This window comes from Sphingomonas sp. P2_B6 (assembly GCF_056404755.1).
In genome coordinates this window covers 15,252-41,074 of sequence record NZ_JBFUDK010000008.1, presented here as the reverse complement: position 1 = coordinate 41,074, position 25,823 = coordinate 15,252, and the positions used below count along the sequence as shown (strand labels likewise).

Genomic DNA, 25,823 nt, shown 5'->3' with positions numbered 1-25,823 from the left:
AACATCGGCCCATCCTCCGTCACCCCGGACTTGTTCCGGGGTCCATCGTGCAACCAACACCGTCAGCGCGGGAGGAGAAATGGATGCCGGTACAAGTCCGGCATGACGCTTGTGCCAATGAAAGCGGAACCGACCTCAGGCCTCCAGCTCCACGTCCCAATAGAGCCAGTCATGCCAGGTATCGTGCAGATAGTTGGGCGGGAAGCGCCGGCCATGTTCCTGCAGATGCCAGCTGGTCGGCCGGATCGCGCCGATGTGCAGCGGCATGCCCGCCTGTTTCGGCGTGCGCCCGCCCTTTTTCAGATTGCACGGCGCGCAGGCGGTGACGACATTCTCCCAGGTCGTGCGCCCGCCCTGCGCCCGCGGCACGACATGGTCGAAGGTCAGGTCGTTGCCTGCCCCGCAATATTGGCATTCGAACTTGTCGCGCAGGAACAGGTTGAACCGGGTGAAAGCCGGAAAGGCGCTCGGCCGGACATAGGATTTCAGCGCGATGACCGAAGGCAGCTTGATCTTGTGGTTCGGGCTACGCACCTCGCGCTCATATTCCGCGACGATGTCGACCCGGTCGAGGAACACTGCCTTGATTGCGGTCTGCCACGGCCATACGCTGAGCGGATAATAGCTGAGCGGCGTGTAATCGGCGTTCAACACAAGCGCAGGGCAACTGTCCGGATGACGGATCAGATCGGGATGGTACACGCGAACGACCCCCTTTGCTTCCTGGCGCGGCCATTGCCGACTAGGATGACGCCGTGATGACAGCACAGCCCGCGACTCGCGGTCAAGAGCCGGTTTGAGCGAAATCGTCGCCCGATTCGCGCCCAGCCCTACGGGGCTGTTGCACATCGGCCACGCCTGGTCGGCAATCCTCTCGCACGACCGCGCGAAAGGGGCAGGTGGGCGCTTTCTGCTGCGCATCGAGGATATCGACGGCACCCGCAGCCGGCCCGACTATATCGACGCGATCGAGCGCGATCTTGCCTGGCTCGGGCTCGATTGGGACGGGCCGGTGTTGCTCCAGTCGGGACGGCTCGGTGTCTATGCCGCGGCGCTCGACCGGCTGAAGGCATTGGGGCTGCTCTATCCCTGTTTCTGCACCCGTGCCGAGATCGCCGCGAGCCTGTCCGCCCCGCACGGCGACGCCGGGTCGCTCTATCCCGGCACCTGCCGCCATCTTGCGGAGGATGTGCGCGCGCGGCGGCAGGCGGACGAGCAGCATGCATGGCGGCTGGACATGGCGCGCGCGCTCGACCTGCTCTCCCCGGCGGCGGAGGAAATGCCCGACCAGTTCCGTCACGACGGTCGGTTGGTCTGGCATGACGAGCTCATCGGCGACGTGGTCGCGACGCCGGAGATCCATGGCGACGTGATCCTCGCGCGCAAGGACGCGCCGGCCAGCTATCATCTCGCCGTCACCGTCGACGACGCGGCGCAGGGCATCACGCATGTGGTGCGCGGGCGCGACCTGTTTGCCGCGACGCATGTCCACCGGCTGCTCCAGGCGCTGCTCGGCCTGCCGGTGCCCGTCTATCGCCACCACGCCCTGCTCGCCGACGATCGTGGCGAACGGCTGGCCAAGCGCAACAAGGCGCCGACGCTCGAGGCGATGCGGGCGGCGGGGGTGGATGGGCGAGCGCTCGCCGACGACCTGCGCGCCGGGCACCTGCCCATTGGCTTTCGGGTGTCGGAAGCCTAGATAAAGCCGATGAGCACCTTCCTTTTCATCCTGCTGATCGCGGCGATGCTCGCGACCCTCGCCATGCTGGTCCGCGGCCTTGCGGTCTTCCTGCTCAATGCCAGTAATGAAGTGAAGGGTGATGGTGGCCCATCCAAGGCCGCGCTCCAGTCGAACAAGGCGATGCAATATCGCATCTTCTTCCAGGCGATCGCCATCGTGATCGTCGTGCTGATCCTGTTCCTCGCCGGCAAGACCTGACCGTCGGTCGACCGGCATGGTCAAGCTCAACAAGATCTACACCCGCACCGGCGATAACGGCACCACTGGCCTGGTCGATGGGTCGCGCGTCGCCAAGAACGATCCGCGCATGGCCGCGATCGGCGATGTCGACGAGACGAACAGCGCGATCGGCGTGGCGATCTCGGCGCTCGGGCCGGGCCGATATGCGACCGCGCTGACCCGCATCCAGAACGACCTGTTCGATCTCGGCGCGGATCTCGCCACCCCAGGCGAGGATTTCGCACCGACCGACATGAGCTTGCGCATCGTCGCGGCGCAGGTGGTGCGGCTGGAGGAGGAGATCGATGCGATGAACGCCGATCTCGCTCCGCTGACCAGTTTTATCCTGCCCGCCGGCACCGCAGGGGCCGCCGCGCTTCACCTCGCCCGCGCCATTTCCCGGCGCGCTGAGCGTACCGCCGTTGCCGCTGGGCAGATTGTCCCTTTGAATCCGCTCGCGCTTTCCTATCTCAATCGCCTGTCTGACTATCTGTTCGTCGCTGCGAGGCGCGTGAACAAAGACGCGGGTGGCGACGTTCTGTGGATTCCGGGTGCGTCCCGCGATCCGAAGGAGCCCTAGCCTGGCTTGACTTTGGCCGATGCGTTCTGGAAAGGGAACAGAATGCGAACAAACTCGGAGCCTCAGGCCGAAACGGACGCCCTCGCGACGCGCTTCGCGAAGGTCCGTGCGCTGACCGAAGCGCTGGTCGCTCCGCTTTCCGACGCAGATGCGACGGTCCAGTCGATGGACGATGCGTCCCCCGCGAAATGGCATCTCGCGCACACCACCTGGTTCCTCGAAACCTTCATCCTGCGCGATTTCGTCGCCGGCTATGGGCTGCACGACGAGCGTTTCCCCTTCCTGTTCAACAGCTATTACGAGGCCGAGGGCCAGCGCCACAGCCGCGCGCGCCGCGGCATGATCACCCGGCCGAGCCTCGCCGAAGTGCTGGCCTATCGCGCCCATGTCGATGCCGCGATCCGTGTCGCGCTGCCCGGTCTGCCCGATGCCGCGCTCGATCTGCTGACGCTCGGCTGCCATCATGAAGAGCAGCATCAGGAGCTGCTGGTCACCGACATGCTCCATCTGATGGCACAGAACCCGCTCGAACCGGCGATCTGGCCCGCCGGGCGCAAGGTACCGGTCGCGATGCCCGGCCCGATCGGCTGGCTTGAGGGCAAGGCCGGGATCGTCGAGGTCGGCCATGGCGGCGACGGTTTCGCCTTCGATTGCGAAGGGCCGCGCCACGAGGCGCTGCTCACCCTGCACGCCATCGCCGACCGCACCGTCACCAATGGCGAATGGGCCAGTTTCATCGCCGATGGCGGTTATGCCGATCCGCGCCACTGGCTGTCCGACGGCTGGGCCTGGGTGAAGGCGCAGGGAATTACGGCGCCGCTCTATTGGGAACAGCAGGACGGCGTATGGACGCGGTTCGGCCTTGATGGCCGCCGCCCGATCGACCCCGCCGCGCCGGTCACGCATGTCAGCTTCTACGAGGCGGATGCCTATGCGAGCTGGGCCGGCGCCCGCCTGCCGACCGAATTCGAATGGGAAGCAGCCGCTGCCGCCTTCGATCCATCGGGCGGCAACCAGCTCGACGGCGCGGGCCCGATCGAACCGCGTCCGGCCACCGAAGGCCCGGCCTTTTTCGGCGATGTCTGGCAATGGACCGGCAGCGCCTTTCGTCCCTATCCCGGCTTCAAACCCGCCGAGGGCGCGGTCGGCGAATATAATGGCAAGTTCATGAGCGGGCAGTTCGTCCTGCGCGGCAGCTCCTGCGCCACGCCGCGCGGCCATGGCCGCGCGAGCTACCGCAACTTCTTCTATCCCCACCAGCGCTGGCAATTCACCGGCGTGCGTCTGGCCAAGGATCTCTGACATGCTGAAACAGGAAATCGAGGACGGCGACGTCACCCTTGCCGACCCCGCCTTTCGCGCCGACGTCTTGCGCGGCTTCGAGACTCGGCCCCGCGCCATCCCTGCGCGCTGGTTCTACGACCGGCGCGGCTCGGAGCTGTTCGAGGCGATCACCGAACTCCCCGAATATTATCCGACGCGGACCGAGACCGAGATCCTGCGCCGCGCCTGCCCGGAAGTCGCGACGCTTGCCGGCGAAGGCCGCGCCGTGGTCGAATTCGGCTCGGGCTCCTCGACCAAGACGCCGATCCTGCTGCGCAGCGTAAACCCCGCCGCCTATGTGCCGATCGACATCTCCGGCGATTTCCTGCGCGAATCCTCGGCGGGCCTTGCCGCCGCCTTTCCCGGCCTGCCGGTACTGCCGGTCGAGGCGGACTTCCTCCGCCCGATCGCCCTGCCCGCCTCGGTCGCCGACCTGCCCAAGCTCGGCTTCTTCCCGGGCTCGACCATCGGCAACATGATCCCGCACAGCTCGGTCGACCTGCTCCGCGCGATGAAGGAATCGCTCGGCACGGGATCGATGCTGCTGATCGGCATGGACCGGATCAAGGACGAGCAGGTTCTGGTCTCGGCCTATGACGACGCCCAGGGTGTAACCGCTGCGTTCAACCTGAACCTGATCGAGCGGATCAACCGCGAGCTCGACGGCACCCTGCCGATCGAGGCCTTTCGCCACCGCGCGATCTGGAACGACGATCGCGCCCGGATCGAAATGCATCTCGAAGCGACCCGCGACATCAGCTTCACCATTGAGGGCCGCCCCTTCTCCATGGCGGCGGGCGAGACGATCCACACCGAGAACAGCCACAAATACGGCCGGCGCGACGGCCGCATCCTGCTCCGCGCAGGTGGCTGGACGCCGATCGCCGAATGGACTGACCCGGACGGCCTGTTCGCGGTGATCCTCGCCGAAGCCCAGCCGGCGCGCTTCGCGCCCTGACTCTCCCCTCCCGCTTGCGGGAGGGGTCGGGGGAGGGCCTGTCCACGATCGATAAACCTGACTGGGAGGACAGGCCCTCCCCTAGCCCCTCCCGCAAGCGGGAGGGGTGTGCGTGCTGCGTCGTTCTCTCGTCGATTCAACTGCCTCGAAAATCCGCTAGCATCCTGATCCAGCCGGCCAGTCCCAACCGACCGGTGCTGGATCTTTCTCATCGTCGGTATGCGTAACAGAGCCTGGTCCGGCACCTCTTATCCACCTGTTCCTCACCTGTTATGCCGGTAACAGGTGAAGCAGGTTAGAGCCTTGAATCAGCAACGAAAATCCGGACCCCGAGTCCAACATAACAGATGAAGAAAAATCCGCCCGATGAATCAGGTGAAACGGGTCAGCGAACGGGCGTGGCCCGCCAGATCGTCAGCCAGTTGATCGACCCGCGGCACTCGCCCATCTGCGTCGCCTCGATCAGCCGGAACATCGTCCCGTCCCAGACATAGGTCTCGCTCGACCCGCAATCGCCCAGGCCTCGCGCCTTGGTGTAGCTGCCGAGCCGGCCGAGCTTCGCGTCCCAATCGGCATTGACCAGAGTCGGCGTGCCCTCGGCCAGCGTCCATCCGGGCGGCGAATCGAAGCGCGCGATCACCGGCTTGCCCGCGGCGACGACGAACGGCACGGTCGAGAAATTATACGCCCCCGCCCCGCATGGCAGCAGCACCAGCGTCTTGCCCCCGCCGATCGCATTGCCGATGATCGGATCGTTGCTCTGCCCGTCCTCGGTCTCGCACCCCGACAACGACCGCATCGTCCTGATCAGGGCCGGCGTGACCTTTGTCGCGACGCCCGACGGTGCGATCGAGCGCACTTTCGGCAACGCTGCGACGGGCGGCACGGCGCTGGCCGGCTTCGTGCCCTTGGCGACCGCCGCCGTCACCGTTCCCGCACGGCCCTGTTCGGCATCGATGAACCGCAGCGCGGCGGCAGAACCCGCCAGAGAGGCGTGCGCCACTTCCTTGCCCGCTTTCCTGTTCAGGGTGAGTCTCTTGCCATTGGCCATTGCCGCGACGATCCGCTCCGCGGCGTCGCCGGCCAGCGTCATGCCATCGTTCGCGACATTGCCATCGACGATCCGCTTGCCGTCGATCCGCACCGATACCGGTCCGGCGACGCCGCCATTGGTCGATAGCTCGAAGAAAAAGCCGCCGCCGGGGCCTGCCGCGCGCGCAACCGAGAAGGAAGCGCCCGAATCGCTGCCGTCAGACTCCTCGTCCTCCGGGATCAGCGATGTCATCTCGCACACCCGGACATTGTCGCAGGCGACGGCCCAGTCACCGAAGCTGTTGATGGGCCCGGCGCGCGGTGTCGCGGCATCGGCCGCGGCGAAGAGGAGGAACAATCCGATCATCCCATCATCCTAGCGGCACGGCGCGCGAGTCGATAGGAGCGGTGCAAATTCGGTATTCGGAGAGCAGGCAATGCAGACGGTGGGCGTGATCGGAGCGGGGCAGATGGGCGCGGGCATCGCGCAGGTCTCGGCGCAGGCAGGCTTCCATGTCCTGCTCACCGACGTCTCGAAGGAGCGCGCCGAGGCCGGCAAGGCGGGCATCGCCAAGGCGCTCGATCGGCTGGTGACCAAGGAGAAGATCGATGCCGCCGCGCGGGACCAGGCGCTGGCCCGGATCGAGCCGATCGACGGCGTGCACGGCATGTCCTCCTGCGGGCTGGTGATCGAGGCCGCGACCGAGCGCGAGGAGATCAAGCGCTCGATCTTCGCCGAGGTCGGCAAGGTGCTCGGCCATCAGGCGGTGCTTGCCTCGAACACCTCGTCGATCCCGATCACGCGCCTCGCCCAGGCCTCGCCCGACCCGAAGCGCTTCGTCGGCGTGCATTTCTTCAATCCCGTGCCGGTGATGGGCCTCATCGAGCTGATCCGCGGCCTCGCCACCTCGGACGAGACGGTCAATCTCGTCGAGGAATACGCCAGGGCGCTCGGCAAGAAGGTCGTCCGCGCCAATGATGCGCCGGGCTTCATCGTCAACCGCGTGCTGATGCCGATGCTCAACGAGGCCTGCTTCGCGCTGGGCGAGGGCGTCGCGACCATTCCCGATATCGATCTCGCCTGCCAGCTCGGCCTCAACCACCCGATGGGCCCGCTGACGCTCGCTGATTTCATCGGCCTCGATACCTGCCTGGAGATCACCCGGGTGCTGTTCGAAGGCACCGGCGACCCGAAGTTCCGCCCCGCGCCGCTGCTGGTGAAATATGTCGARGCCGGCTGGYTYGGCCGCAAGACSGGMCGSGGCTTCTACGATTACTCGGGCGAGGAGCCCGTGCCGACGCGGTGACTTCTCAAGCCCCTCCCTTCAGCGGAGGGGCTTTAAGAGGCCAGCGCCTCCAGCCACCGCTGGTGCCAGCGCTCCATCCGCGTCGGGAACAGCAGCCGCCCGACCCGCGAGACCAGCCCGTATTGAGTCTCCTCGGTCAGGATCGAGCACCCCGTCCCGGACGGCGTGATCAGCCAGGCGTGATAGGCCGTCACGCCGATCCCCTCCGCCACCCAGGCGATCCGCGTCTCCGGCTCGAATTCCTTCACTTCGCTGCGCAGCGCCACGCCGAAGGTCTTCCAACTGAACCGAGCGCCCGCGAACAGGTCCGCGCCGCCGCCCTCGATCGCCACGTCGCTCGCATTGGCATAGATGGCCGGCCAGCCGGCCGCATGAATCAGCCGGCGCCAGACGATCTCCGGCGCGGTCACCGTCTCGATGCGGTTGACGACATGGATCGGCGCGTCGGCCGGCGCCAAGCCTTTCGGCCAGTGGATGCCCTCAGCCACCCACCCTCAGCCGTTTTGCGCGATCGGGGCGAACCGCGCGACCTGGCGACCGACCAGGCAGAGCTGCTCGAACACCGCGGGGTCGCTGCTCCCGCCGTCATCGTCGAACTTGGTCAGTTGGGTGTTGATCGCCGCGGCGAACGGCGTCGGCCAGCCGCGCAGCGCATGGACGATCGAGCGCAGCGCCGCGATCGTGCTGCCCGTCGCCTGCCAGCCATAAGCGGTCGCGATCAGCCCGACCGGCATGTCCGCCAGATAGGGCCGTTCGTCCTTGGCCGTCTCTTCGAGCAGGTCGAGCGCGTTCTTGACCACGCCCGAGATGCTGCCGTGATAGCCCGGGCTGGCGATGATCAGCGCCGAGGCCTGGCGCACGGTATCGACGAACTCGCGCTCCTGCTCGGTCCGTTCGGTCGCGCGCGGATCGTAGAGCGGCAACCGCGCCATGTCGGCGCCACCGAACATGCGGGTACGAAACCCCTCCTTGCACGCCGCGTCGAGCGCGATGCGCAGCGCCCGCTCGGTCGAGGAGGTGCCGCCGATCGTGCCGCCGATCCCCACGACGAGCGGCGATGCGGCGGTGGCGATATCGGTCATTCGGCATCCTTGTCGGTGCGGCGCTGCACCGCATCCAGATAGCCGCTGCACGGTACGGCCTCAATGCCCCTATGGTCGACGCTCGCATGACCGGGCCGCGCCTGCTAGGATGCGCATCATGTCGAACGCTTGCGGCAACTGTCATATTACGCTAACACACCTCCGGGCGGCGTAACCGGGAACGGACTGACAGGAGCCATGCGTCCTTATCCTTTCGAACCCGCGTCGTCGCAGGGCAATTCCTCGCTGGACCTGACCGAGGACCTGCCCCCGCCTGCCTATTCCGGCCGGTTCGACTATCCCGAGCAGGCCGAGCCTCGCCCGACCGACCTGCCAGGGGCGCCGCGACGCAATTACTGGCGCTGGTTCACCCGCGGCATCGGCGCGCTCATCATCCTGTTCGTGCTGGCGGTCGGCTGGCTCGCGGTCACCGCGCCGCTGTCGCAGTCGCTGAAGCCCCTGACCCCGCCGAGCATCACCCTGCTCGCCGATGACGGATCGCCGATCGCGCGGCGCGGCGCGATCATCGGCGCCCCGGTCGACGCGGCGAAACTGCCCAGGAACGTCACCAACGCCTTTCTCGCGATCGAGGACCGGCGCTTCCGCTCGCATTGGGGCATCGACCCCAAGGGCATCATCCGCGCCTTCGTCCACAATATGAGCCGGGGCCGGGTGCGCGAGGGCGGCAGCACCATCACGCAGCAGCTCGCCAAGAACGCCTTTCTCGATTCGGACCGGACGGCCGCGCGCAAGGTGCGAGAGGTAATGATCGCCTTCTGGCTCGAAGCATGGCTGTCGAAGGACGAGATCCTCTCGCGCTATCTGTCGAACGTCTATTTCGGCGACAACGTCTATGGCCTGAGCGCCGCGGCGAAGCATTATTTCAACCGCGATCCGCGCGCGCTGTCGATCGGTCAGGCGGCGATGCTTGCCGGGCTGGTCAAGGCGCCGTCGAAGCTTGCCCCGACCGTCAACCTCAAGGGCGCGCGCGACCGGCAAAAGCTCGTGGTCGGCGCCATGGCCGCGGCCGGCTTCATCGACAAGGCGACCGCCGCGGATGTCCGCCCGGCGCGCCTCGCCGTCGACCGGATCAAGCCGCTGCCCGATGGCACCTATTTTGCCGACTGGGTCCTGCCCGAGGCACGCGACCGCGCCGGCGAGATTGTCACCGAGACGACGGTGAAGACCACGCTCGACCGCCGCCTGCAGAATGCGGCCGAGCGCGCGGTCAGGCGTGCCGGCCTGCGCCAGGCCCAGATCGCCCTGGTGGCGATGCGCCCCGACGGCCGGGTGGTCGCGATGGTCGGCGGCAAATCCTATGCCGACAGCCCGTTCAACCGCGCCACCCAGGCGCGGCGCCAGCCCGGATCCGCCTTCAAGCTGTTCGTCTATCTGGCGGCGCTGCGCAGCGGCATGACCCCGGATTCGATGATCGACGATTCGCCGATCACCATCGCCGACTGGTCCCCCAAGAACAGCGACGGCCGCTATCTCGGCCCGATCACGCTGCGCCAGGCCTTTGCCAGGTCGAGCAACGTCGCGGCGGCCCGCCTGATCCAGAAGGTCGGCGTGGCGAACGTCATCAAGGCCGCGCGCGACCTCGGCATCACCACCCCTATTCCCAGCGAGGCGACGATCGCGCTCGGCACCTCGAGCATGTCGCTGCTCGAACTGACCTCCGCCTATGCGGCGTTCGCGGCCGAATCCTATCCGATCGCTGCCCGCGGCCTGGAGGAAGTGCGCGACCAGAGCTGGTATGCGGCGCTGACCACGAGGTCGCGTCCGCTGACCGGCCGCATCCGCGACGACATGCTCGACCTGCTCTCGGCCTCGGCCGAATCGGGCACCGGGCGCCAGGCGGCGCTGTCGGTCGATACCTTCGGCAAGACCGGCACCACCCAGGACAATCGCGACGCGCTGTTCCTGGGCTTTGCCGGAGGGCTCATCACGGGCGTGTGGGTCGGCAATGACGACAACACGCCCAATCCCGGCCTGTCGGGCGGCGGCATCCCCGCACGGGTATGGCGCGACTTCATGCAGCAGGCGCTCGGCGTCGGCCCGGCCCAGGCCGCCGAACCGGCCGCCGACGAGGTCGATCCGGACGCGGAGAATGTCATCGATCCCGACGCGATCCTGTCTCCCGTAGAGGGGCAGCTGCAGGGGCTTGGGCTCGACCTGCATATCGGCCGCGACGGCAATATCGAGATCAATCGCTCGAACCGCGACAATGGCGATCCCCGCCCGCGCCGCGACGACCGCGCCCCGCCCCGCGATCCCGAGGACGAGGAGCCGCAATGAGCCTTGATCCGTCGGATGAACGATGGTCGTCACTAAAGGGCGGCTATCGTGTCCCGTATGACCCGCGCCCTGCCCTGCGGCGCATTGAAACGGGCGAGCCACCGGGTCCGGCCTGGGACGAATTGTGGGAAGAGCTATTCCATCAGGAAGATGTCGGCGAGGCATCCTATGCCGCGGTGCCCGAGATCGCCCGGTTGATCATGGACGGCCGGACCGCGGACTGGAACGGCTTTGCCCTGGTCGCGACGATCGAGGAACGGCGCGGCGTGGACGGCAACCCACCGCTTCCGGCATGGCTGATCGAAGACTATGAGGCGGCCTGGCAGTCGATCTTCGCGGCCGCCGTCAGCATGCTCGCGACGGCAACGGACGAGACCCTGCTGAATGCACTGCTTGGGGTGATCGCGATCCGCAAGAAACTACCGACACTGGGCCGTCTTGCACTTCGCCTCAGCGAAAATGAACGGCGCGCCCTGCTCGACGAAGTCGGCTGGGTCTAAGGTGAGTTGACGCGTCGCCCGACGCGCAGCAAGGCACCGGGCATGCGCTTCTTTTCCGACAACGCCGCTCCCGTCCATCCGGCCGTCATCGCCGCGCTGGCCGAGGCCAATGTGCTCGACACCGCCTATGACGGCGATGCCTGGAGCAAGCAGCTCGACGGGCTGTTCTCCGACCTGTTCGAGGCTGATGTCCGTGCGCTCTGGGTGCCGTCGGGCACCTCGGCCAATTGCCTCGCGCTCGCCGCGTTGTGCCCGCCGCACGGCGCGATCGTCTGCCACCGTGACGCACATATCCAGAATGACGAATGCGGCGCGCCGGAATTCTATACCCACGGCGCCAAGCTGCTGCTCGCCGAGGGGCCCGGCGCGAAGCTCGATCCCGTCGCGATCCGGGCCGTGCTCGATGCCACCCGCGACGACGTGCACCAGGTCCAGCCGCACGCCATCTCGATCACCAACGCGACTGAATATGGCCTGGTCTATTCGCCCGACGACGTCGCCGCGATCGGCGATCTGGCGAAAGCCCGTGGTCTCGGCCTGCACATGGACGGCGCGCGTTTCGCCAATGCCGTCGCCCATCTCGGCTGCTCGCCCGCCGACCTGACCTGGCGGGCAGGTGTCGATGCGCTGAGCTTCGGCTTCGTCAAGAATGGCGGGATGAGCGCCGAGGCGCTGATCTTCTTCAAACCCGATCTCGCCGCCGCGACGCTGTATCGCCGCAAGCGCGCCGGGCTGCTGCTGTCCAAGGGCCGCTATCTCGCGGCGCAGATTCTCGCGCTGCTCGCCGACGATCTGTGGCTCGACAATGCCCGCACCTCCAATGCCGGCGCGGCGCTGCTGGCGCGCGCCGCCGGCGACCGGCTGGTCAATCCGGTCGAGGCGAACGAGGTCTTCCTGCGCGTCTCGCCCGAGGAAGCGGCGAGTCTCCGCGCGCTGGGCTTCGATTTCTACGACTGGGGTCCCGGCGAGGCGCGGCTGGTCATTTCATGGAACCAGCGCGAAGAGGATATCCGGCCGCTCGCCGACGCGATCGCGGCGCTTTGATAGACGCAGCTTATCATCCGACAAGGAAATCGCCGGTGCCGCCCCTATCGCGCCGGCGCTAGGGCAGGCGTATGTCCGATCAGCCCGCCCCGCAATCGACGCGCCTCGCGGTGCTGATCCCGTTCGGCATCGTCACCCTGATCTGGGGTTCGACCTGGATCGTGATCAACGACCAGCTCGGCGTGGTGCCGCTCAACTGGTCGGTCGCCTATCGCTTCACCGTGGGCGGGTTGACCATGCTGGCCTATGCGGCATGGAAGCGCGAGACGGTGCGCCTCGACGGACGCGGCTGGCTGTTCGTCACGGCACTGGCCTTCACCCAGTTCTGTCTCAACTTCAACTTCGTCTATCGTGCTGAGACCTATATCACTTCCGGCCTCGTCGCCGTGGTGTTCGCCCTGCTGCTCGTCCCCAACGCCGTGCTCGGCCGCGTCTTCCTGGGCCAGCGGCTGGGTCGGCAGCTCATCATCGGATCGATCATCGCAATGGCGGGAGTCGCGCTGTTGTTCGTGCATGAGGCCCGATTCGATCCGCATGGACCGCGCGCGGCGCTGACCGGCATCGGCGTCGCCCTGCTGGCGGTGCTCTCGGCCTCGACGGCCAATGTCCTGCAGGGCACCGAGACCGCCCGGCGCTATCCCATGGCGCCGACGCTCGGCATCGCCATGCTGCTCGGCGCAGCGATGGAGGCCGTCATCGCCTGGGCAGTCGCGGGCCCGCCGGTGATCGAGCCGCGCCTCTTCTATCTGCTGGGGCTGCTCTATCTCGGCATCGTCGCCTCGGCTCTGGCCTTCACGCTCTATTACGGGGTGCTGCGCGTGATCGGCCCGGCCAAGGCCGCCTATTCGAGCGTGATCATCCCGGTGATCGCCATGTTCTTTTCGACCCTGTTCGAGGGCTATCGCTGGTCACTGCTCGCCGGAGGCGGCGCGGCGCTGACCGGTGCCGGGCTGGTTATCGCATTGAGGGCGCGCAGGCCTGCCCGGTAATCCGGGTAAAGCGGGCGCCAGCCGAGTACCCGCTTTGCCTTGCCGTTCGCGACCCGGCGGTTCTCGTCGTAAAAGGCGCGCGCCGGGGGCGACAGGGTCTCGATCGCCACAAAGGGTGGCGGATCGCGCCCCAGCAACCGCGCCGCGCACGCCATCACCGCATTCTGGCTCGCCGGCAGATCGTCCGCGAGATTATACGCCCCGGCCGGCGCGTCGAACCCGGCGATCACGCCCGAGACGAGATCGTCGACATGAATCCGGCTGAACACCTGTCCCGGCAGGTCGATGCGGTGCGCCCGCCCTTCGGCGATCCGGTCGAGCGGCGAGCGGCCGGGGCCATAGATGCCGGGCAGGCGAAACACACGAGCCCCCATCACCAGCCAGGACGCATCCGCCGTCGCCCGGGCGCCGCGCCGCCCGCCGCCGATCGGCGAACCCTCGTCCACCCAGGCGCCGCCGGCATCGCCATAGACGCCGGTCGAGGAGAGATAGCCGAGCCATGCGTCGGCCCCGGCCAGCGCCGGGCCATAGGCAGCCAGCACTGGATCTGCCTCACCCTCGGGCGGCACCGAGGACAGGATATAATCCGTCCCGGCGATCGCCGCCGTCACCGCCGCCCGGTCGCTGAACGCGATCGTTCCGGGCCGGCCATCGCGGCTGGTGCCGGTCACGTGCCAGCCCCTGGCGCCCAGCCGGGCGGCCAGCGCCCGGGCCGAATAGCCGAGGCCGAAGACGAGCAGCGCGGTTATTTCGCGCCGTACCCGTCATAGAGCAGGCCGAAGAAATCGCCCCTGTTCCAGCGCGGCCGCTGGTCGCCATCGGCGATCTCGCGCGCGATCGCATAGTTCGCGTCGACGAAGCGGATGCCCTGGCTCCAGTCGATCGGCTGCGACACCTCGTCGGAGGGCTGGTGATAGCGCTTGGCGAAGAACTCGGCCGTCGCGGCCTTGCCCGGCCCGGCCTGGCCCGGCCACAGGAACACCGAGGGCACGCCCTGCTGGACGAAGCGATAATGGTCCGACCGGACGAAGATGCCCTGCGCCGGATCGGGGTCCGGCGACATGGTCACGCCCACCGAAGCGACTGCCTTGCTCACGATCGGCCCGAGCGTCGACCGATCGGCACCGAACACCGTCATGTCCTCGAACCGATAGGTCAGGATCGGCATGTCGAGATTCACATCGGCGACGATGCGGTTCATCGGCACCGTCGGGTGCTTCGAGAAATAGTCGGAACCGACCAGCCCCTTTTCCTCGCCAGTGACGGCCAGGAACATCACGCTACGCCGCGGCGGCTTACCGCTCGCCTTGAAGCGCCTGGCTTCCTCGATCAGCGAGGCGATGCCGACGGCATTGTCCTCCGCCCCGTTGAAGATATTGTCGCCCTTCATGTCCGGGCGCACGCCGAGATGGTCGAGATGGGCGGAGAGCACGACCACTTCGGACCCGAGTTTCGGGTCGCTGCCGGGGATCATGCCGGCGATATTGCTGCTCATGCCCTGCTGGAACGCCGTCTTCACCGCGATCGCCAGGCTGCCGGGCAGCTGCTCCGCCTTGAACTTCGTCTCGGCATTGGTGGCGCGCTTCACGATGGCGTCCCAGGGCGTCTTCGCGCCCGCGAACAGCTTGGCCGCACCCATGTCGCTGATCGTCGCCAGCTGCGGCGCGCCCGGCGCATCGCCGGTGCCATCGGGCTTGCCCCAGGTCACGCGCGGGCGGTCAAGATTCTGCGCCGCCGCGCCGAGCGGGCGCGGCTGGATCAGGATCGTGCCGATCGCCCCGCGCGACTGGGCGTATATCGCCTTGGTCGTGCCGCCGGAGAAATGCGCGCGCTCCTCGCTCTGGAAGCTCGAGGGCGCGCCGCCGAGATAGGCGACGATCTTGCCCTTCACATCGACACCGGCATAGTCGTTGCGCTTATATTGCGGCGCGACGATGCCGAAGCCGACAAACACCACCGGCGCGTCGATCACGGTCGACGCGGCGCCGGCATAGGCGCTGGGCACATAATCGTCGCCGAACACCAGCCGTAGCGGCTCGGCATCCTTGCGGGTCAGCACGAGATCGCCCTTGTCGGCGGCGCGATAGGTGACGAGCGGCACCTTTTGCAGATAACCCCCATTGTCGCCCGCCGGGCGCAGGCCCGCCGCGTAGAATTGCGCCGCGACATATTCGGCCGCGATGTCGAATTCCGGGCTGCCCGCCTCGCGCCCGCGCATCGCGTCGGAGGCGAGGAACATGACATGCGCCTTCATCGCCGCCTGGTCGTCGGGGAGCACCGCGTTGACGATATCGTTGATGGCCTTCGCATCCTTCACCGGGGCGGTGGGAGGCGTCGGTGCCGGGGTCGTCTGGGCCGGCGCAGCGCCCGCAAAACTCATCAGCGCGATCGCGCCAACCGAACGAAACATGCCTTTTCCTTGTACCGTCAGGATCATGAACGACGGCCTAGCACCGCCATGCGCCTGCGCAAGTGCGGCAGGCCGGGCGGCGATTTCGGTGGCACGAGCGAAAGCGCGCCCCTACATCCAGCGACATGCTCGACGTCCAGACCGCCACCGCCCTGCCCCATGTCACGCGCCGCGAGGATTATGAGGCGCCCGACTGGCTGGTGCCGGAAATTTCGCTCGATTTCGACCTCGCGCCGGAGAAGACGCGCGTACAGGCCGTGCTGCACATCATCCGCAACGGCGCGCATGACGCGCCGCTCCGCCTCGATGGCGGCGGCCAGACCCCCTTGTCGGTCAAGGTCGACGGCAAGACGATCAATGACTGGGCGCTCGACGACGACACGCTCGTCATCCCGCTCTCCGGCTCGGCGCATACGATCGAGACCGAGGTCGAGATCGCACCCGATCGCAACACCCAGCTGATGGGGCTCTATGCCTCGGGCGGCAATCTCTGCACCCAGTGCGAGGCGGAAGGGTTCCGCCGCATCACGTTCTTTCCCGACCGGCCTGATGTGCTCAGCCGCTACAAGGTGCGCATGACGGCGGAGAAGGCACGCTTCCCGGTGCTGCTCGCCAATGGCGATCCGGTCGAGGAGGGGGATCTCGGCGACGGACGCCATTGGGCCGAATGGCACGATCCCTTCCCCAAGCCCTGCTATCTCTTCGCGATGGTCGCGGGCGACCTCGTCGCCAATCGCGGCAGCTTCGTCACAGGGTCGGGCCGCGAGGTCGCGCTCGGCATCTGGGTGCGCGCCGCCGACGTCGCCAAGACCGGCCATGCGCTGGAAGCGCTCAAGACCGCTATGGCCTGGGACGAGCGGGTCTATGGCCGCGAATATGATCTGGACGTGTTCAACATCGTCGCGGTCGACGACTTCAACTTCGGCGCGATGGAGAACAAGGGTCTCAACATCTTCAATTCGCGCTACATCCTGGCCGATCCCGATACCGCGACCGATTATGATTTCGACGCGATCGCCGCGGTCGTCGCGCATGAATATTTCCACAACTGGTCGGGCAACCGCGTCACCTGCCGCGACTGGTTCCAGCTCTCGCTGAAGGAAGGCTTCACCGTCTTTCGCGACCAGAGCTTCTCCGCCGACCAGGGTTCCGCCGCGGTCAAGCGCATCGAAGACGTACGCGGCCTGCGCGCCGCGCAATTTCCCGAGGATGCCGGCCCGCTCGCGCACCCGATCCGGCCGGACGAATATCTCGAAATCTCGAACTTCTACACCGCGACGATCTATAACAAGGGCGCCGAAGTCATCCGCATGATGGCGACCCTGCTCGGGCCCCAGCGTTTCCGGACCGCCACCGACCTTTATTTCGATCGCTTCGACGGCACCGCCGCGACCTGCGAGGATTTCGTCGCGTGCATGGAGGAAGGCGGCGAGATCGACCTGACTCAGTTCCGCCGCTGGTACAGCCAGGCCGGCACGCCGCGCGTGACGGCGTCGCTGGCGCATGACGCCGGTAGCGGCCGCGCCACCCTGACCCTGTCGCAGCGCGTCCTCCCGACCCCGGGCCAGCCCGACAAGCTGCCGATGGTCCTCCCGCTCAAGCTCAAGCTGTTCGGTGCCGACAGTGCGCGCCCGATCGGTCCGGAGCAGCTCATCCAGCTGACCGATGCCGAGGAGCGCATCACCTTCGAGACCGTCGCGGAACGCCCGGTCCTGTCGATCAACCGCGGCTTTACCGCGCCGGTCGTCATCGAGACCGATCGCTCCGCCGCCGATCTCGCCTTTCTCTCGGCACATGACGACGATCCTTTCGCGCGCTACGAGGCGATGCAGCAGCTGATGCTCGACACCCTGGTCAGCTCGGTCAGCCAGGGTCGCGCCGATCATGCGCCGGTCATCGCCGCCATCGCCAATACGCTCGATGACCCCCATCTCGACCGCGCCTTTGTGGCCGAGGCAGTGCTGCTGCCGTCGGAAAGCTTCATCGGCGACCAGATGAAGCTGGTCGATCCCGAGGCGATCTATGCCGCGCGCGAAGCGCTGCGCCGCGACATCGGCCGTACGCTCGAGGCGAAATGGCGCGCCGAATATGAGCGCGCCCGGGCAACGAAGTTCGAATATTCGCCGCTCGCCAAGGGCCTGCGCCGGCTGCGCACCGTCGCACTCGGCTATATCGCGGCGGGTGGCGGCGACGAGGCCGCCGCGCTCGCCTTTGCCCAGTTCGAGGCAGCCGACAACATGACCGATCGCCAGGGCGCGCTGACCACGCTCGTCAACGGCAATTCGGACCGGCGGATCGCCGCGCTCGACATCTTCTACAATCGCTATTCGGACAATGGTCTGGTTCTCGACAAATGGTTCTCGACTCAGGCGCTGTCGTCACGCGACGACACGCTGGCGAGCGTCAGGGAACTGGCGCGGCACCGCGACTTCACCCTCGCCAACCCGAACCGCGCCCGTTCCCTGGTCGGGGCGTTCAGTGTCAACCAGCGGGCGTTCAACGCCGTTTCGGGCGAGGGTTATCGTTTCGTCGCCGACCAGCTCATCGCGCTCGACAAGCTCAACCCGCAGACCGCGGCGAAGCTGATCCCGCCGCTCGGCCGCTGGCGCCGTTTCGACGAGGCACGCGGCACCTTGATGCGCGCGGAACTCGAGCGGATCGTGGCGACGCCGGGGCTGTCGAAGGACATGTTCGAACAGGCCTCGCGCAGCCTCGACGGCTAACTGGTCACGAGATCGCGCATCGCCAGCGCATTGCCGAGCGCAGCGCCTGACGCGGTATTGTCGTAGATCGTCCAGCTCTCGACGTCCGCGGCGCGGGCCGCGACAGCCTGCCGCTCGACCGCCGCCAGGTCATAGGCCGACCAATAGACGCGCGGCGCGCCGTGCAGCCGCGTGTAGCGGAGACCAGTCCATCCGCCCGGTTCGCCCGCCCCGGCTACCGGCGCGGGATCGGCGGCGACTCGGGCCACGCGGTGCTCGACGAGCAGCGCATCGGCCTCGGGCGTGAACCAGTCGGCGTGGCGCGGCTCGCACGCCATCGTTCCGCCCAGCAGGTCATGGGCCAGGCTGAAGAACCGATCCGCGACCATGGCGTCGAAGGCGAGCGTGGGCGGCAATTGGACAAGGAGCGGCCCACGCTTCTCCCCGAGCCCAGCAACCTCTCCGGCGAAACGTGCAAGCAGGTCGTCGCAATCGATCAGCCGCCGCTCGTGCGTGATCGCCTTGGGCAGCTTCACGGCGAACCGAAAGCCCGCCGGCACGCTCGCCGCCCAGCGCGCATAGGTCTCCGGCTTGTGCTGCCGGTAGAAGCTCGAATTGATCTCGACGGCGTCGAAGATCGCGGCATAGCGTTCGAGATGACTGCCCGTGTCCGGGAAGCGCCCGGCAGGCGGCTTGTACAGCGACCAGCCCGCCGTGCCGATGCGAATCCGCTGCCTGGAAGAGCCTGCCGCCATTGAGGAAGAGAACGCTCGGGCTGAGCAGAACGACCCCGCTCCCGGCCGGATCAGACCTAGAAGTCGAAATCCACGTCGTCATATTCCTTGGGCGGGTTGATCCCCGTCATCCGCTCGGACAGCAATGGACGAAAGCTCGGCCGGCTCTTGAAGCCGCGATACCAGCGCGCGGTCTGCTCATGCCCCTTCCAGTCGATCCCGCCGAGATAATCGGCGACCGAGATCTGCGCGGCGGCGGCGAGATCGGCGAGGCTCATCGTCGCGCCGGCCACCCAATTGTGATGGTCGAGCAAATAATCGGTATAGTCGAGATGCCGCTCGGCCGCCTTCATCGCTTCGCGCAGCACGCGCGCGTCGGGGGCGTCCCTGGTCACGATCCGCTTCATCATCCGCTCGCCGAGCAGCGGAGCGGTCACGTCCTGGAAGAATTGCGTATCGAACCATGCGGCCAGCCGGCGGATCTCGGCCCGGTTGACCGCGGTGCCGTTGATCATCGCCGCCTTGTCGACCGTCTCCTCGAGATATTCGCAGATCGCCATCGAATCCATGAGCAGGATATTGCGCTTGGGATCGACCATGACCGGCACTTGGCCGGCCGGATTCATGTCGAGGAATTCGTCGCGCCGGTCCCACGGGTTCTCCAGGACGAGATCGTACCCGACGCCTTTTTCACCGAGCAGGAGCCGGACCTTGCGCGAGAAGGGGCACAGGGGGAATTGATAAAGCTGCCACATATGGCTCTGTTAGGCCGACAGGCCGGGCGGGGGAAGGCATGATGACGGACGATTTGGTCGAGGCGGTGGCGATCGTCTAAACCCATCCCGAAACCGCAATCCTTCCGTCGATACTGGCTATCGACGAAAACCGAGCCCGGCCACGTGAGCACAAGTTGGGCGTCCCGGCGCCTATTCCGCCGCCACCATCTCCGACCGGTCGTCGAGCGGGTGTGCCAGGCGGGTCAGCATTTCCTTCGGCACGACCTGCCAGAAGCGATCGATCGCCCGGCCCCAATCGTCGAGCAGCGCCGCCGACCATTTGCTGTCGGTCGCCGCATGGTGCGCGCGCACCAGGTTGAGCAGCACTGCCTCCCAATGCATCGACGACAGGCGCTGCCACACGATGTTCTCCGGGTTGGCGCGACGTTCGAAGCTGCCGTCCGCGTCATAGACGAACGCCATGCCCCCGGTCATGCCGGCGCCGAAGTTCGCGCCGACCGGCCCCAGCACCACTGCGGTGCCGCCCGTCATATATTCGCACCCGTTCGCGCCGCAGCCCTCGACCACGACGGTCGCGCCCGAATTGCGCACCGCGAAACGCTCGCCTGCCTGGCCCGCCGCGAACAGGCTGCCCGACGTCGCGCCGTACAGCACGGTGTTGCCGATGATCGTATTGTCCTGGCTGGCCAGCGGTGAACTCACCACCGGGCGCACCGCGATGATGCCGCCCGACAGGCCCTTGCCGACATAGTCGTTCGCGTCGCCGAACACTTCGAGCGTGATGCCCTTGCACAGGAACGCGCCCAATGACTGGCCGGCGGCGCCGCGCAGCCGGACATGGACATGCCCGTCGGCCAGCTTCGACATGCCGAAGGTGCGCGTGATCTCGCTCGACAGCCGCGTGCCGACCGCGCGGTGCGTGTTGCGCACCGAATAGGTCAGCTGCATCTTCTCGCCGCGCGAGAACACCGCCGCCGCATCCTTGATCATCTGCGCATCGAGGCTGTCGGGCACTTCGTTGCGCCACGCCGACAGGCTGAAGCGCCGCTGGTCGTCATCCGCATCGACCTTGGCGAGGATCGGGTTGAGATCGAGATCGTCGAGATGCTCGGCGCCGCGACTGACCTGCCGCAGCAGCTCGGTGCGGCCGATCACCTCATCCAGGCTCTTGAAGCCCAGCCGGGCCAGAATGTCGCGCACTTCCTCGGCGATGAAGGTCATCAGGTTGATGACCTTTTCCGGCGTACCGGTGAACTTGGCACGCAGCCGCTCGTCCTGGACGCACACGCCGACCGGGCAGGTATTGGAATGGCATTGCCGCACCATGATGCAGCCCATCGCGACCAGGCTGAGCGTGCCGATGCCGAATTCCTCGGCGCCCAGAATCGCGGCGATCACGATGTCGCGTCCGGTCTTCAGCCCGCCATCGGTCCGCAGCTTGATCCGCCCGCGCAGCCCGTTGAGCGTCAGAGTCTGGTTGACCTCGCTCAGGCCCATTTCCCACGGCGTGCCGGCATATTTGATGCTGGTCTGGGGGGAAGCGCCGGTGCCGCCGACATGGCCGGACACCAGGATCACGTCCGCATGCGCCTTGGCGACGCCCGCCGCGACGGTGCCGATACCGGCCGACGAGACCAGCTTCACGCAGACGCGCGCGACCGGATTGATCTGCTTCAGGTCGTAGATGAGCTGCGCCAGATCCTCGATCGAATAGATGTCGTGATGCGGCGGCGGGGAGATGAGCATAACCCCCGGCGTCGCATGGCGGAGCTTGGCGATGAACTCGGTCACCTTGAAGCCGGGCAACTGCCCGCCCTCGCCGGGCTTGGCACCCTGCGCGACCTTGATCTCGATCTCGTCGCAGGCGTTGAGATATTCAGCCGTCACGCCGAACCGGCCCGACGCGATCTGTTTCACACCCGAATTGGCATTGTCGCCGTTCGGATAAGGCGCGTAGCGCGCCTTGTCCTCGCCGCCCTCGCCCGACACGGCCTTGGCGCCGATGCGGTTCATCGCGATTGCCAGGGTCTCGTGCGCCTCGGGGCTGAGCGCGCCGAGCGACATGCCCGGCGTGACGAAGCGCTTGCGAATCTCGGTGATCGCCTCGACCTGGTCGATGGCCACACCCTCATTGGGGTAGTTGAACTGGAACAGGTCGCGCAGATAGACCGGGGGCAGCGCCTCCACCCCGCGCGAGAATTGCAGATAGGTCGAATAGCTGTCGGTCGCGACCGCGGTCTGCAGCAAATGCATCAGCTGCGCCGAATAGGCATGAGTCTCGCCGGTATGCCGCTGGCGGTAGAAGCCGCCGATCGGCAGATTCACCACCACTTCGTCATAGGCGGCTTCGTGCCTGAGCGCCGCGTTGAGATGCAGCGAGGCATAGCCTTCGCCCGAGATCTTCGCGGGCATGCCCGGGAAGAGATCGTTGACCAGGCTGCGCGACAGCCCGACCGCCTCGAAATTATAGCCGCCGCGATAGCTGGAGATCACCGCGATCCCCATTTTCGACATGATCTTGAGCAGCCCCTCGTCGACCGCATGGCGATGGTTGGCGAGGCACTTTTCGATGCTCAGGTCGCCGAACAGCCCGCGCTGGTGCCGGTCGACGATCGACGCTTCGGACAGATAGGCATGCACCGTCGTCGCGCCGACGCCGATCAGCACTGCATAATAATGCGTGTCGAGGCATTCCGCGGTCTGGATGTTGATGCTGGCATAGGAGCGCAGGCCGCGGCGCACGAGATGCGTGTGCACCGCCGCCGCCGCGAGCACGCCGGCGATGCCGACCCGGTCCGGCCCGATGTTCATGTCGCTCAGGAAGATCTCGCTCTTGCCTTCGCGCACGGCCTGTTCGGCCTCGGCACGAATGCGCGCGATCGCGGCACGCAGCGTCTCGGGCCCCCCGCCGCTTTCGAAGGTGCAGTCGATATCGGCGACCTTCGGCCCGAAAAAGCTCTTCAGCCGCGCCCAGTCGGCCCCGGTCAGCACCGGCGAATCGAGCACCAGCACACCGTCGCGCCGGTCCTCGGTGTCTAGGATGTTGGCGAGATTGCCGAAACGGGTCTTGAGCGACATCACGTGCCGCTCGCGCAGCGAATCGATCGGCGGGTTGGTGACCTGGCTGAAATTCTGCCGGAAGAACTGGCTGATCAGCCGGGGCTTGTCCGAGATGACCGCGAGCGGCGTATCGTCGCCCATCGACCCGATCGCTTCCTTGGCGCCCTCGACCATCGGCGACAGGATCAGCTCCATGTCCTCGAGTGTCTGCCCCGCCGCGACCTGGCGGCGGGTGAGGTCGGCGCGCTCGAACCGCACGGTCGAATCGCTCGGTGCCGGCGGCAGATCGTTCACGCCCAGGAAATTGCCGATCATCGTCGCGTAATCGGCCTCGCCGGCGATCTGGTCCTTGATCTCGCGGTCCTTGAACAGGACGCCCCGGTCCAGGTCGACCGCGATCATCTGGCCCGGCCCGAGCCGGCCCTTCTCGATGATGGTCGATTCGGGCACGACCACCATGCCGCTCTCCGAACCCACGATCAGCAGGCCGTCCGAGGTGCGGGTGTAGCGCAGCGGGCGGAGCGCGTTGCGGTCCATGCCCGCCACTGCCCAGCGGCCATCCGTCATCGCCAGCGCAGCCGGGCCATCCCACGGCTCCATCACGCTCGCGAGATATTTGTACATGTCGAGATGCGCCCTGGGCATCTCGCCCTTCGGGCCCCAGGCTTCGGGCACCAGCATCAGCTTCGCGGTCGGCGCGTCGCGGCCGGAGCGGCAGATCGCCTCGAAGGTGGCGTCGAGCGCGGCGGTGTCGGACGCACCGGCCGGGATCACCGGCTTGATGTCCTCTGAATATTCGCCGAACGCGAGGCTCGCCATCTTGATCTCGTGGCTGAGCATCCAGTTCTTGTTGCCGCGGATCGTGTTGATCTCGCCGTTGTGCGCAAGACAGCGGAACGGCTGCGCCAGCCACCATTGCGGGAAGGTGTTGGTCGAATAGCGCTGGTGGAAGATCGCGACGCGGCTTTCGAAGCGCTGGTCGGTCAGGTCGGGATAGAAGACCGAAAGGCTCTCCGCGAGGAACAGGCCCTTGTAGATGATCGAGCGGCAGCTCAGCGAGCAGATGTAGAAGCCCTGGATCTGCGCGGCGATCACGCGCTTCTCGATCCGGCGGCGGACGAGATAGAGATTCTTCTCGAACTCGGCGGCGCTCTGCTCCTCCGGCAGCGGCCCGGCGATCATGATCTGCTCGATCTCGGGGCGGGTCGCCTGCGCCTTTTGGCCGATCACCGACACGTCGACCGGCACCTGGCGCCAGCCATAGATGGTATAGCCTTCCTCGATGATCGCGCTCTCGACGATCGTCCGGCAATCCTCCTGCGCGCCGAGATCGGTGCGCGGCAGGAAGATCATGCCGACCGCGAGCCGGTTGGACATGGTCTTGTGGCCCGAGGCGCTGATCGCGTCGTCGAAGAACTTGACCGGCAGGTCGACATGCAGCCCGGCGCCGTCGCCGGTCTTGCCGTCGGCATCCACCGCGCCGCGGTGCCACACGGCCTTCAGCGCATCGATCGCCGACTGGACGACGCGGCGTGACGGCGTGCCGTCAGTCGCGGCGACCAGGCCGACGCCGCAGGCATCCGATTCGAATTCGGGGCGGTACATGCCGACCTCGGCGAGGCGGGCGCGTTCGGTATCCATCTTGGTCATGCCGCCTTCTTCCCTGCCTTGGCCTTCGCCTTCAGCCAGCTGTGCATCGTCGTCGCGACATCTCGACCATCGCGGATCGCCCACACCACCAGGCTCGCGCCGCGCACGATGTCGCCCGCCGCGAACACGCCATCGAGCGAGGTCATCAAGGTCTTGTTGTCGACCAGCAACGTGCCCCAGCGCGTCACGCCGAGTTCCGGCGCACCGAACAGCGCCGGCAGTTCCTCGGCGTCGAAACCGAGCGCCTTGATCACCAGGTCGGCCGGCAGCGTGAAGCCGCTCTCGGGCTCCGCCTCGGGCGCGCGGCGGCCGCTCGCGTCGGGGGCGCCGAGCCGCATCTTCGTCGCGTGCACGCCCGTCACCGCCTCGCCGGCGTCGAACGCCTGGGGTGCGGAGAGCCAGACGAATTCGACGCCTTCCTCCTCGGCATTGGCGACCTCGCGCTGCGACCCCGGCATGTTGGCGCGGTCGCGGCGGTACAGGCACTTCACCGACGTCGCGCCCTGGCGGATCGCCGTGCGGACGCAGTCCATCGCCGTGTCGCCGCCGCCGATCACCACGACATTCTTGCCGGCGGCATCGAGCTTGCCATTGTCGAAGTCCGGCACCGCGTCGCCGAAGCCCTTGCGGTTGGATGCGGTGAGATAGTCGAGCGCCTCGACCACGCCCGCGCTGCCGACGCCCGGCGCCTTGATCGCGCGAGGCTTGTATACGCCGGTTGCGATCAGGATCGCGTCGTGACGCTGGCGCAGCTGGTCCAAGGTCGCATCGCGGCCGACCTCGAAGCTTTCGTGAAACACGATGCCGCCGGCTTTCAACCGATCGACCCGGCGCGTGACGACATGCTTCTCCAGCTTGAAGCCGGGAATGCCATAGGTCAGCAGACCGCCCGCCCGATCGTGCCGATCGTAGACATGCACGTCATAACCCATCACCCGGCAATATTCGGCGGCGGAGAGCCCGGCCGGCCCGGCCCCGATTATGCCGACCGACTGGCCGCGCGATGGACCCGGCACCAGAGGCTCGACCCAGCCTTCTTCCCAGGCTGTGTCCGTGATGAACTTTTCGACTGACCCGATCGTCACCGCGCCGTGGCCGGAGAATTCGATCACGCAATTCCCTTCGCACAGCCGGTCCTGCGGACAGATGCGGCCGCAGATTTCGGGCATGGTCGAGGTTGCGTTGCTCAGCTCATAGGCCTCGCGCAGCCGGCCCTCGGCGGTGAGGCGCAGCCAGTCGGGGATATGGTTGTGCAGCGGGCAGTGCACCGAACAATAGGGCACGCCGCATTGCGAGCAGCGCCCGGCCTGTTCCTCGGCGGCGATCGGCGCATAGCGATCGGCGATCTCGCGGAAATCCTCCGCGCGCGGCTTGGCCGGGCGCTTGCCCGGATAGGACTGTGCCCGGTCCACGAACTTCAATGTGTTGCCGTCAGCCATGCTCGCCCGCCTCGTAAA

At 66.9% G+C, this 25,823-nt stretch carries 21 protein-coding genes; 11 read left to right on the top strand and 10 right to left on the bottom strand.

What is annotated here, in order from left to right; all coding sequences use genetic code 11:
• Positions 1 to 135: 135 nt before the first annotated feature.
• Complete coding sequence (locus AC1DX5_RS12975) at positions 136 to 702, bottom strand: HNH endonuclease (RefSeq protein WP_465171472.1); 567 nt, start codon at positions 700 to 702, stop codon at positions 136 to 138.
• 94 nt (positions 703 to 796) lie between these two features.
• Here AC1DX5_RS12975 and gluQRS point away from each other — a divergent pair, with 94 nt between their 5' ends.
• From gluQRS to egtD, 5 genes are read left to right on the top strand one after another with little or no spacing between them, the layout of a single operon-like run.
• Positions 797 to 1,699, top strand: a complete 903-nt coding sequence (gene gluQRS / locus AC1DX5_RS12970; RefSeq protein ID WP_478015841.1) for a tRNA glutamyl-Q(34) synthetase GluQRS — start codon at positions 797 to 799, stop codon at positions 1,697 to 1,699.
• A 9-nt stretch (positions 1,700 to 1,708) separates the two neighbouring features.
• Entirely contained in the window at positions 1,709 to 1,939 is a 231-nt protein-coding gene (locus AC1DX5_RS12965) for a twin transmembrane helix small protein (RefSeq protein ID WP_465171470.1), read from the top strand.
• Positions 1,940 to 1,955: 16 nt separating this feature from the next.
• On the top strand, positions 1,956 to 2,540 hold the full coding sequence (locus tag AC1DX5_RS12960; protein WP_465171469.1) for a cob(I)yrinic acid a,c-diamide adenosyltransferase: 585 nt from the start codon (positions 1,956 to 1,958) through the stop codon (positions 2,538 to 2,540).
• Between the two features lie 42 nt (positions 2,541 to 2,582).
• Positions 2,583 to 3,842, top strand: coding sequence for an ergothioneine biosynthesis protein EgtB (egtB, locus tag AC1DX5_RS12955; RefSeq protein WP_478015839.1), 1,260 nt, complete (start codon positions 2,583 to 2,585; stop codon positions 3,840 to 3,842).
• A 1-nt stretch (position 3,843) separates the two neighbouring features.
• Positions 3,844 to 4,821 (top strand): L-histidine N(alpha)-methyltransferase, encoded by a 978-nt coding sequence (egtD, locus tag AC1DX5_RS12950; RefSeq protein WP_478015837.1) that lies wholly within the window; start codon positions 3,844 to 3,846, stop codon positions 4,819 to 4,821.
• 385 nt (positions 4,822 to 5,206) lie between these two features.
• Here egtD and AC1DX5_RS12945 read toward each other — a convergent pair whose 3' ends face one another.
• Entirely contained in the window at positions 5,207 to 6,220 is a 1,014-nt protein-coding gene (locus tag AC1DX5_RS12945) for a DUF1176 domain-containing protein (RefSeq protein ID WP_478015835.1), read from the bottom strand.
• 70 nt (positions 6,221 to 6,290) lie between these two features.
• Between AC1DX5_RS12945 and AC1DX5_RS12940 the strand changes: the two genes are divergently transcribed.
• A complete protein-coding gene (locus tag AC1DX5_RS12940) occupies positions 6,291 to 7,160 on the top strand; it encodes a 3-hydroxybutyryl-CoA dehydrogenase (RefSeq protein ID WP_478015833.1) in 870 nt (289 codons plus the stop codon).
• Positions 7,161 to 7,192: 32 nt separating this feature from the next.
• Here the strand turns inward: AC1DX5_RS12940 and AC1DX5_RS12935 are convergent, their stop codons facing one another.
• Positions 7,193 to 7,648, bottom strand: coding sequence for an SRPBCC family protein (locus tag AC1DX5_RS12935; protein ID WP_478015831.1), 456 nt, complete (start codon positions 7,646 to 7,648; stop codon positions 7,193 to 7,195).
• A gap of 6 nt (positions 7,649 to 7,654) precedes the next feature.
• Positions 7,655 to 8,242, bottom strand: coding sequence for an NADPH-dependent FMN reductase (locus AC1DX5_RS12930; RefSeq protein ID WP_465171463.1), 588 nt, complete (start codon positions 8,240 to 8,242; stop codon positions 7,655 to 7,657).
• Positions 8,243 to 8,440: 198 nt separating this feature from the next.
• Between AC1DX5_RS12930 and AC1DX5_RS12925 the strand changes: the two genes are divergently transcribed.
• The 4 genes from AC1DX5_RS12925 to AC1DX5_RS12910 all read left to right on the top strand — a co-directional run bounded on the left by AC1DX5_RS12925 (position 8,441) and on the right by AC1DX5_RS12910 (position 13,073).
• The gene (locus AC1DX5_RS12925) at positions 8,441 to 10,540 is read left to right on the top strand and encodes a transglycosylase domain-containing protein (RefSeq protein WP_478015829.1); all 2,100 of its coding nucleotides are present in this window, start codon (positions 8,441 to 8,443) and stop codon (positions 10,538 to 10,540) included.
• Positions 10,537 to 11,040, top strand: coding sequence for a hypothetical protein (locus tag AC1DX5_RS12920; protein ID WP_465175438.1), 504 nt, complete (start codon positions 10,537 to 10,539; stop codon positions 11,038 to 11,040). Before AC1DX5_RS12925 ends, AC1DX5_RS12920 begins: the two co-directional genes overlap by 4 nt.
• Positions 11,041 to 11,082: 42 nt before the next feature.
• On the top strand, positions 11,083 to 12,084 hold the full coding sequence (locus AC1DX5_RS12915) for a threonine aldolase family protein (protein WP_465171460.1): 1,002 nt from the start codon (positions 11,083 to 11,085) through the stop codon (positions 12,082 to 12,084).
• A gap of 71 nt (positions 12,085 to 12,155) precedes the next feature.
• Entirely contained in the window at positions 12,156 to 13,073 is a 918-nt protein-coding gene (locus AC1DX5_RS12910; RefSeq protein ID WP_465171459.1) for a DMT family transporter, read from the top strand.
• On the opposite strand, the gene AC1DX5_RS12905 is transcribed toward AC1DX5_RS12910, so the two are convergent.
• Positions 12,983 to 13,813: a Rossmann-fold NAD(P)-binding domain-containing protein gene (locus AC1DX5_RS12905; RefSeq protein ID WP_478016059.1), complete on the bottom strand. Its 831-nt coding sequence runs from the start codon at positions 13,811 to 13,813 to the stop codon at positions 12,983 to 12,985. The two genes, AC1DX5_RS12910 and AC1DX5_RS12905, sit on opposite strands and share 91 nt — an antisense overlap.
• A gap of 5 nt (positions 13,814 to 13,818) precedes the next feature.
• On the bottom strand, positions 13,819 to 15,483 hold the full coding sequence (locus AC1DX5_RS12900; RefSeq protein WP_478015827.1) for a M28 family metallopeptidase: 1,665 nt from the start codon (positions 15,481 to 15,483) through the stop codon (positions 13,819 to 13,821).
• A 125-nt stretch (positions 15,484 to 15,608) separates the two neighbouring features.
• Between AC1DX5_RS12900 and pepN the strand changes: the two genes are divergently transcribed.
• Complete coding sequence (gene pepN, locus AC1DX5_RS12895; protein ID WP_478015825.1) at positions 15,609 to 18,206, top strand: aminopeptidase N; 2,598 nt, start codon at positions 15,609 to 15,611, stop codon at positions 18,204 to 18,206.
• On the opposite strand, the gene AC1DX5_RS12890 is transcribed toward pepN, so the two are convergent.
• The 4 genes from AC1DX5_RS12890 to AC1DX5_RS12875 all read right to left on the bottom strand — a co-directional run bounded on the left by AC1DX5_RS12890 (position 18,203) and on the right by AC1DX5_RS12875 (position 25,805).
• The gene (locus AC1DX5_RS12890; RefSeq protein ID WP_478015823.1) at positions 18,203 to 18,940 is read right to left on the bottom strand and encodes a DUF72 domain-containing protein; all 738 of its coding nucleotides are present in this window, start codon (positions 18,938 to 18,940) and stop codon (positions 18,203 to 18,205) included. The two genes, pepN and AC1DX5_RS12890, sit on opposite strands and share 4 nt — an antisense overlap.
• Positions 18,941 to 18,996: 56 nt before the next feature.
• A complete protein-coding gene (locus AC1DX5_RS12885) occupies positions 18,997 to 19,674 on the bottom strand; it encodes a glutathione S-transferase family protein (protein WP_465171455.1) in 678 nt (225 codons plus the stop codon).
• A 171-nt stretch (positions 19,675 to 19,845) separates the two neighbouring features.
• Positions 19,846 to 24,366, bottom strand: a complete 4,521-nt coding sequence (gene gltB / locus AC1DX5_RS12880) for a glutamate synthase large subunit (RefSeq protein WP_465171454.1) — start codon at positions 24,364 to 24,366, stop codon at positions 19,846 to 19,848.
• A complete protein-coding gene (locus AC1DX5_RS12875; RefSeq protein WP_478015821.1) occupies positions 24,363 to 25,805 on the bottom strand; it encodes an NAD(P)-dependent oxidoreductase in 1,443 nt (480 codons plus the stop codon). The genes gltB and AC1DX5_RS12875 overlap by 4 nt, the downstream gene beginning before the upstream one ends.
• Positions 25,806 to 25,823 lie beyond the last annotated feature (18 nt).

Bases quoted from the DNA above. Each gene is read 5' to 3' on its own strand.
- AC1DX5_RS12965 (WP_465171470.1), top strand. From the start codon at position 1,709: ATGAGCACCTTCCTTTTCATCCTGCTGATCGCGGCGATGCTCGCGACC.
- AC1DX5_RS12960 (WP_465171469.1), top strand. From the start codon at position 1,956: ATGGTCAAGCTCAACAAGATCTACACCCGCACCGGCGATAACGGCACC.
- egtB (WP_478015839.1), top strand. From the start codon at position 2,583: ATGCGAACAAACTCGGAGCCTCAGGCCGAAACGGACGCCCTCGCGACG.
- egtD (WP_478015837.1), top strand. From the start codon at position 3,844: ATGCTGAAACAGGAAATCGAGGACGGCGACGTCACCCTTGCCGACCCC.
- AC1DX5_RS12945 (WP_478015835.1), bottom strand. From the start codon at position 6,220: ATGATCGGATTGTTCCTCCTCTTCGCCGCGGCCGATGCCGCGACACCG.
- AC1DX5_RS12930 (WP_465171463.1), bottom strand. From the start codon at position 8,242: ATGACCGATATCGCCACCGCCGCATCGCCGCTCGTCGTGGGGATCGGC.
- AC1DX5_RS12925 (WP_478015829.1), top strand. From the start codon at position 8,441: ATGCGTCCTTATCCTTTCGAACCCGCGTCGTCGCAGGGCAATTCCTCG.
- AC1DX5_RS12920 (WP_465175438.1), top strand. From the start codon at position 10,537: ATGAGCCTTGATCCGTCGGATGAACGATGGTCGTCACTAAAGGGCGGC.
- AC1DX5_RS12915 (WP_465171460.1), top strand. From the start codon at position 11,083: ATGCGCTTCTTTTCCGACAACGCCGCTCCCGTCCATCCGGCCGTCATC.
- AC1DX5_RS12910 (WP_465171459.1), top strand. From the start codon at position 12,156: ATGTCCGATCAGCCCGCCCCGCAATCGACGCGCCTCGCGGTGCTGATC.
- AC1DX5_RS12900 (WP_478015827.1), bottom strand. From the start codon at position 15,483: ATGTTTCGTTCGGTTGGCGCGATCGCGCTGATGAGTTTTGCGGGCGCT.
- pepN (WP_478015825.1), top strand. From the start codon at position 15,609: ATGCTCGACGTCCAGACCGCCACCGCCCTGCCCCATGTCACGCGCCGC.
- AC1DX5_RS12890 (WP_478015823.1), bottom strand. From the start codon at position 18,940: ATGGCGGCAGGCTCTTCCAGGCAGCGGATTCGCATCGGCACGGCGGGC.
- AC1DX5_RS12885 (WP_465171455.1), bottom strand. From the start codon at position 19,674: ATGTGGCAGCTTTATCAATTCCCCCTGTGCCCCTTCTCGCGCAAGGTC.
- gltB (WP_465171454.1), bottom strand. From the start codon at position 24,366: ATGACCAAGATGGATACCGAACGCGCCCGCCTCGCCGAGGTCGGCATG.
- AC1DX5_RS12875 (WP_478015821.1), bottom strand. From the start codon at position 25,805: ATGGCTGACGGCAACACATTGAAGTTCGTGGACCGGGCACAGTCCTAT.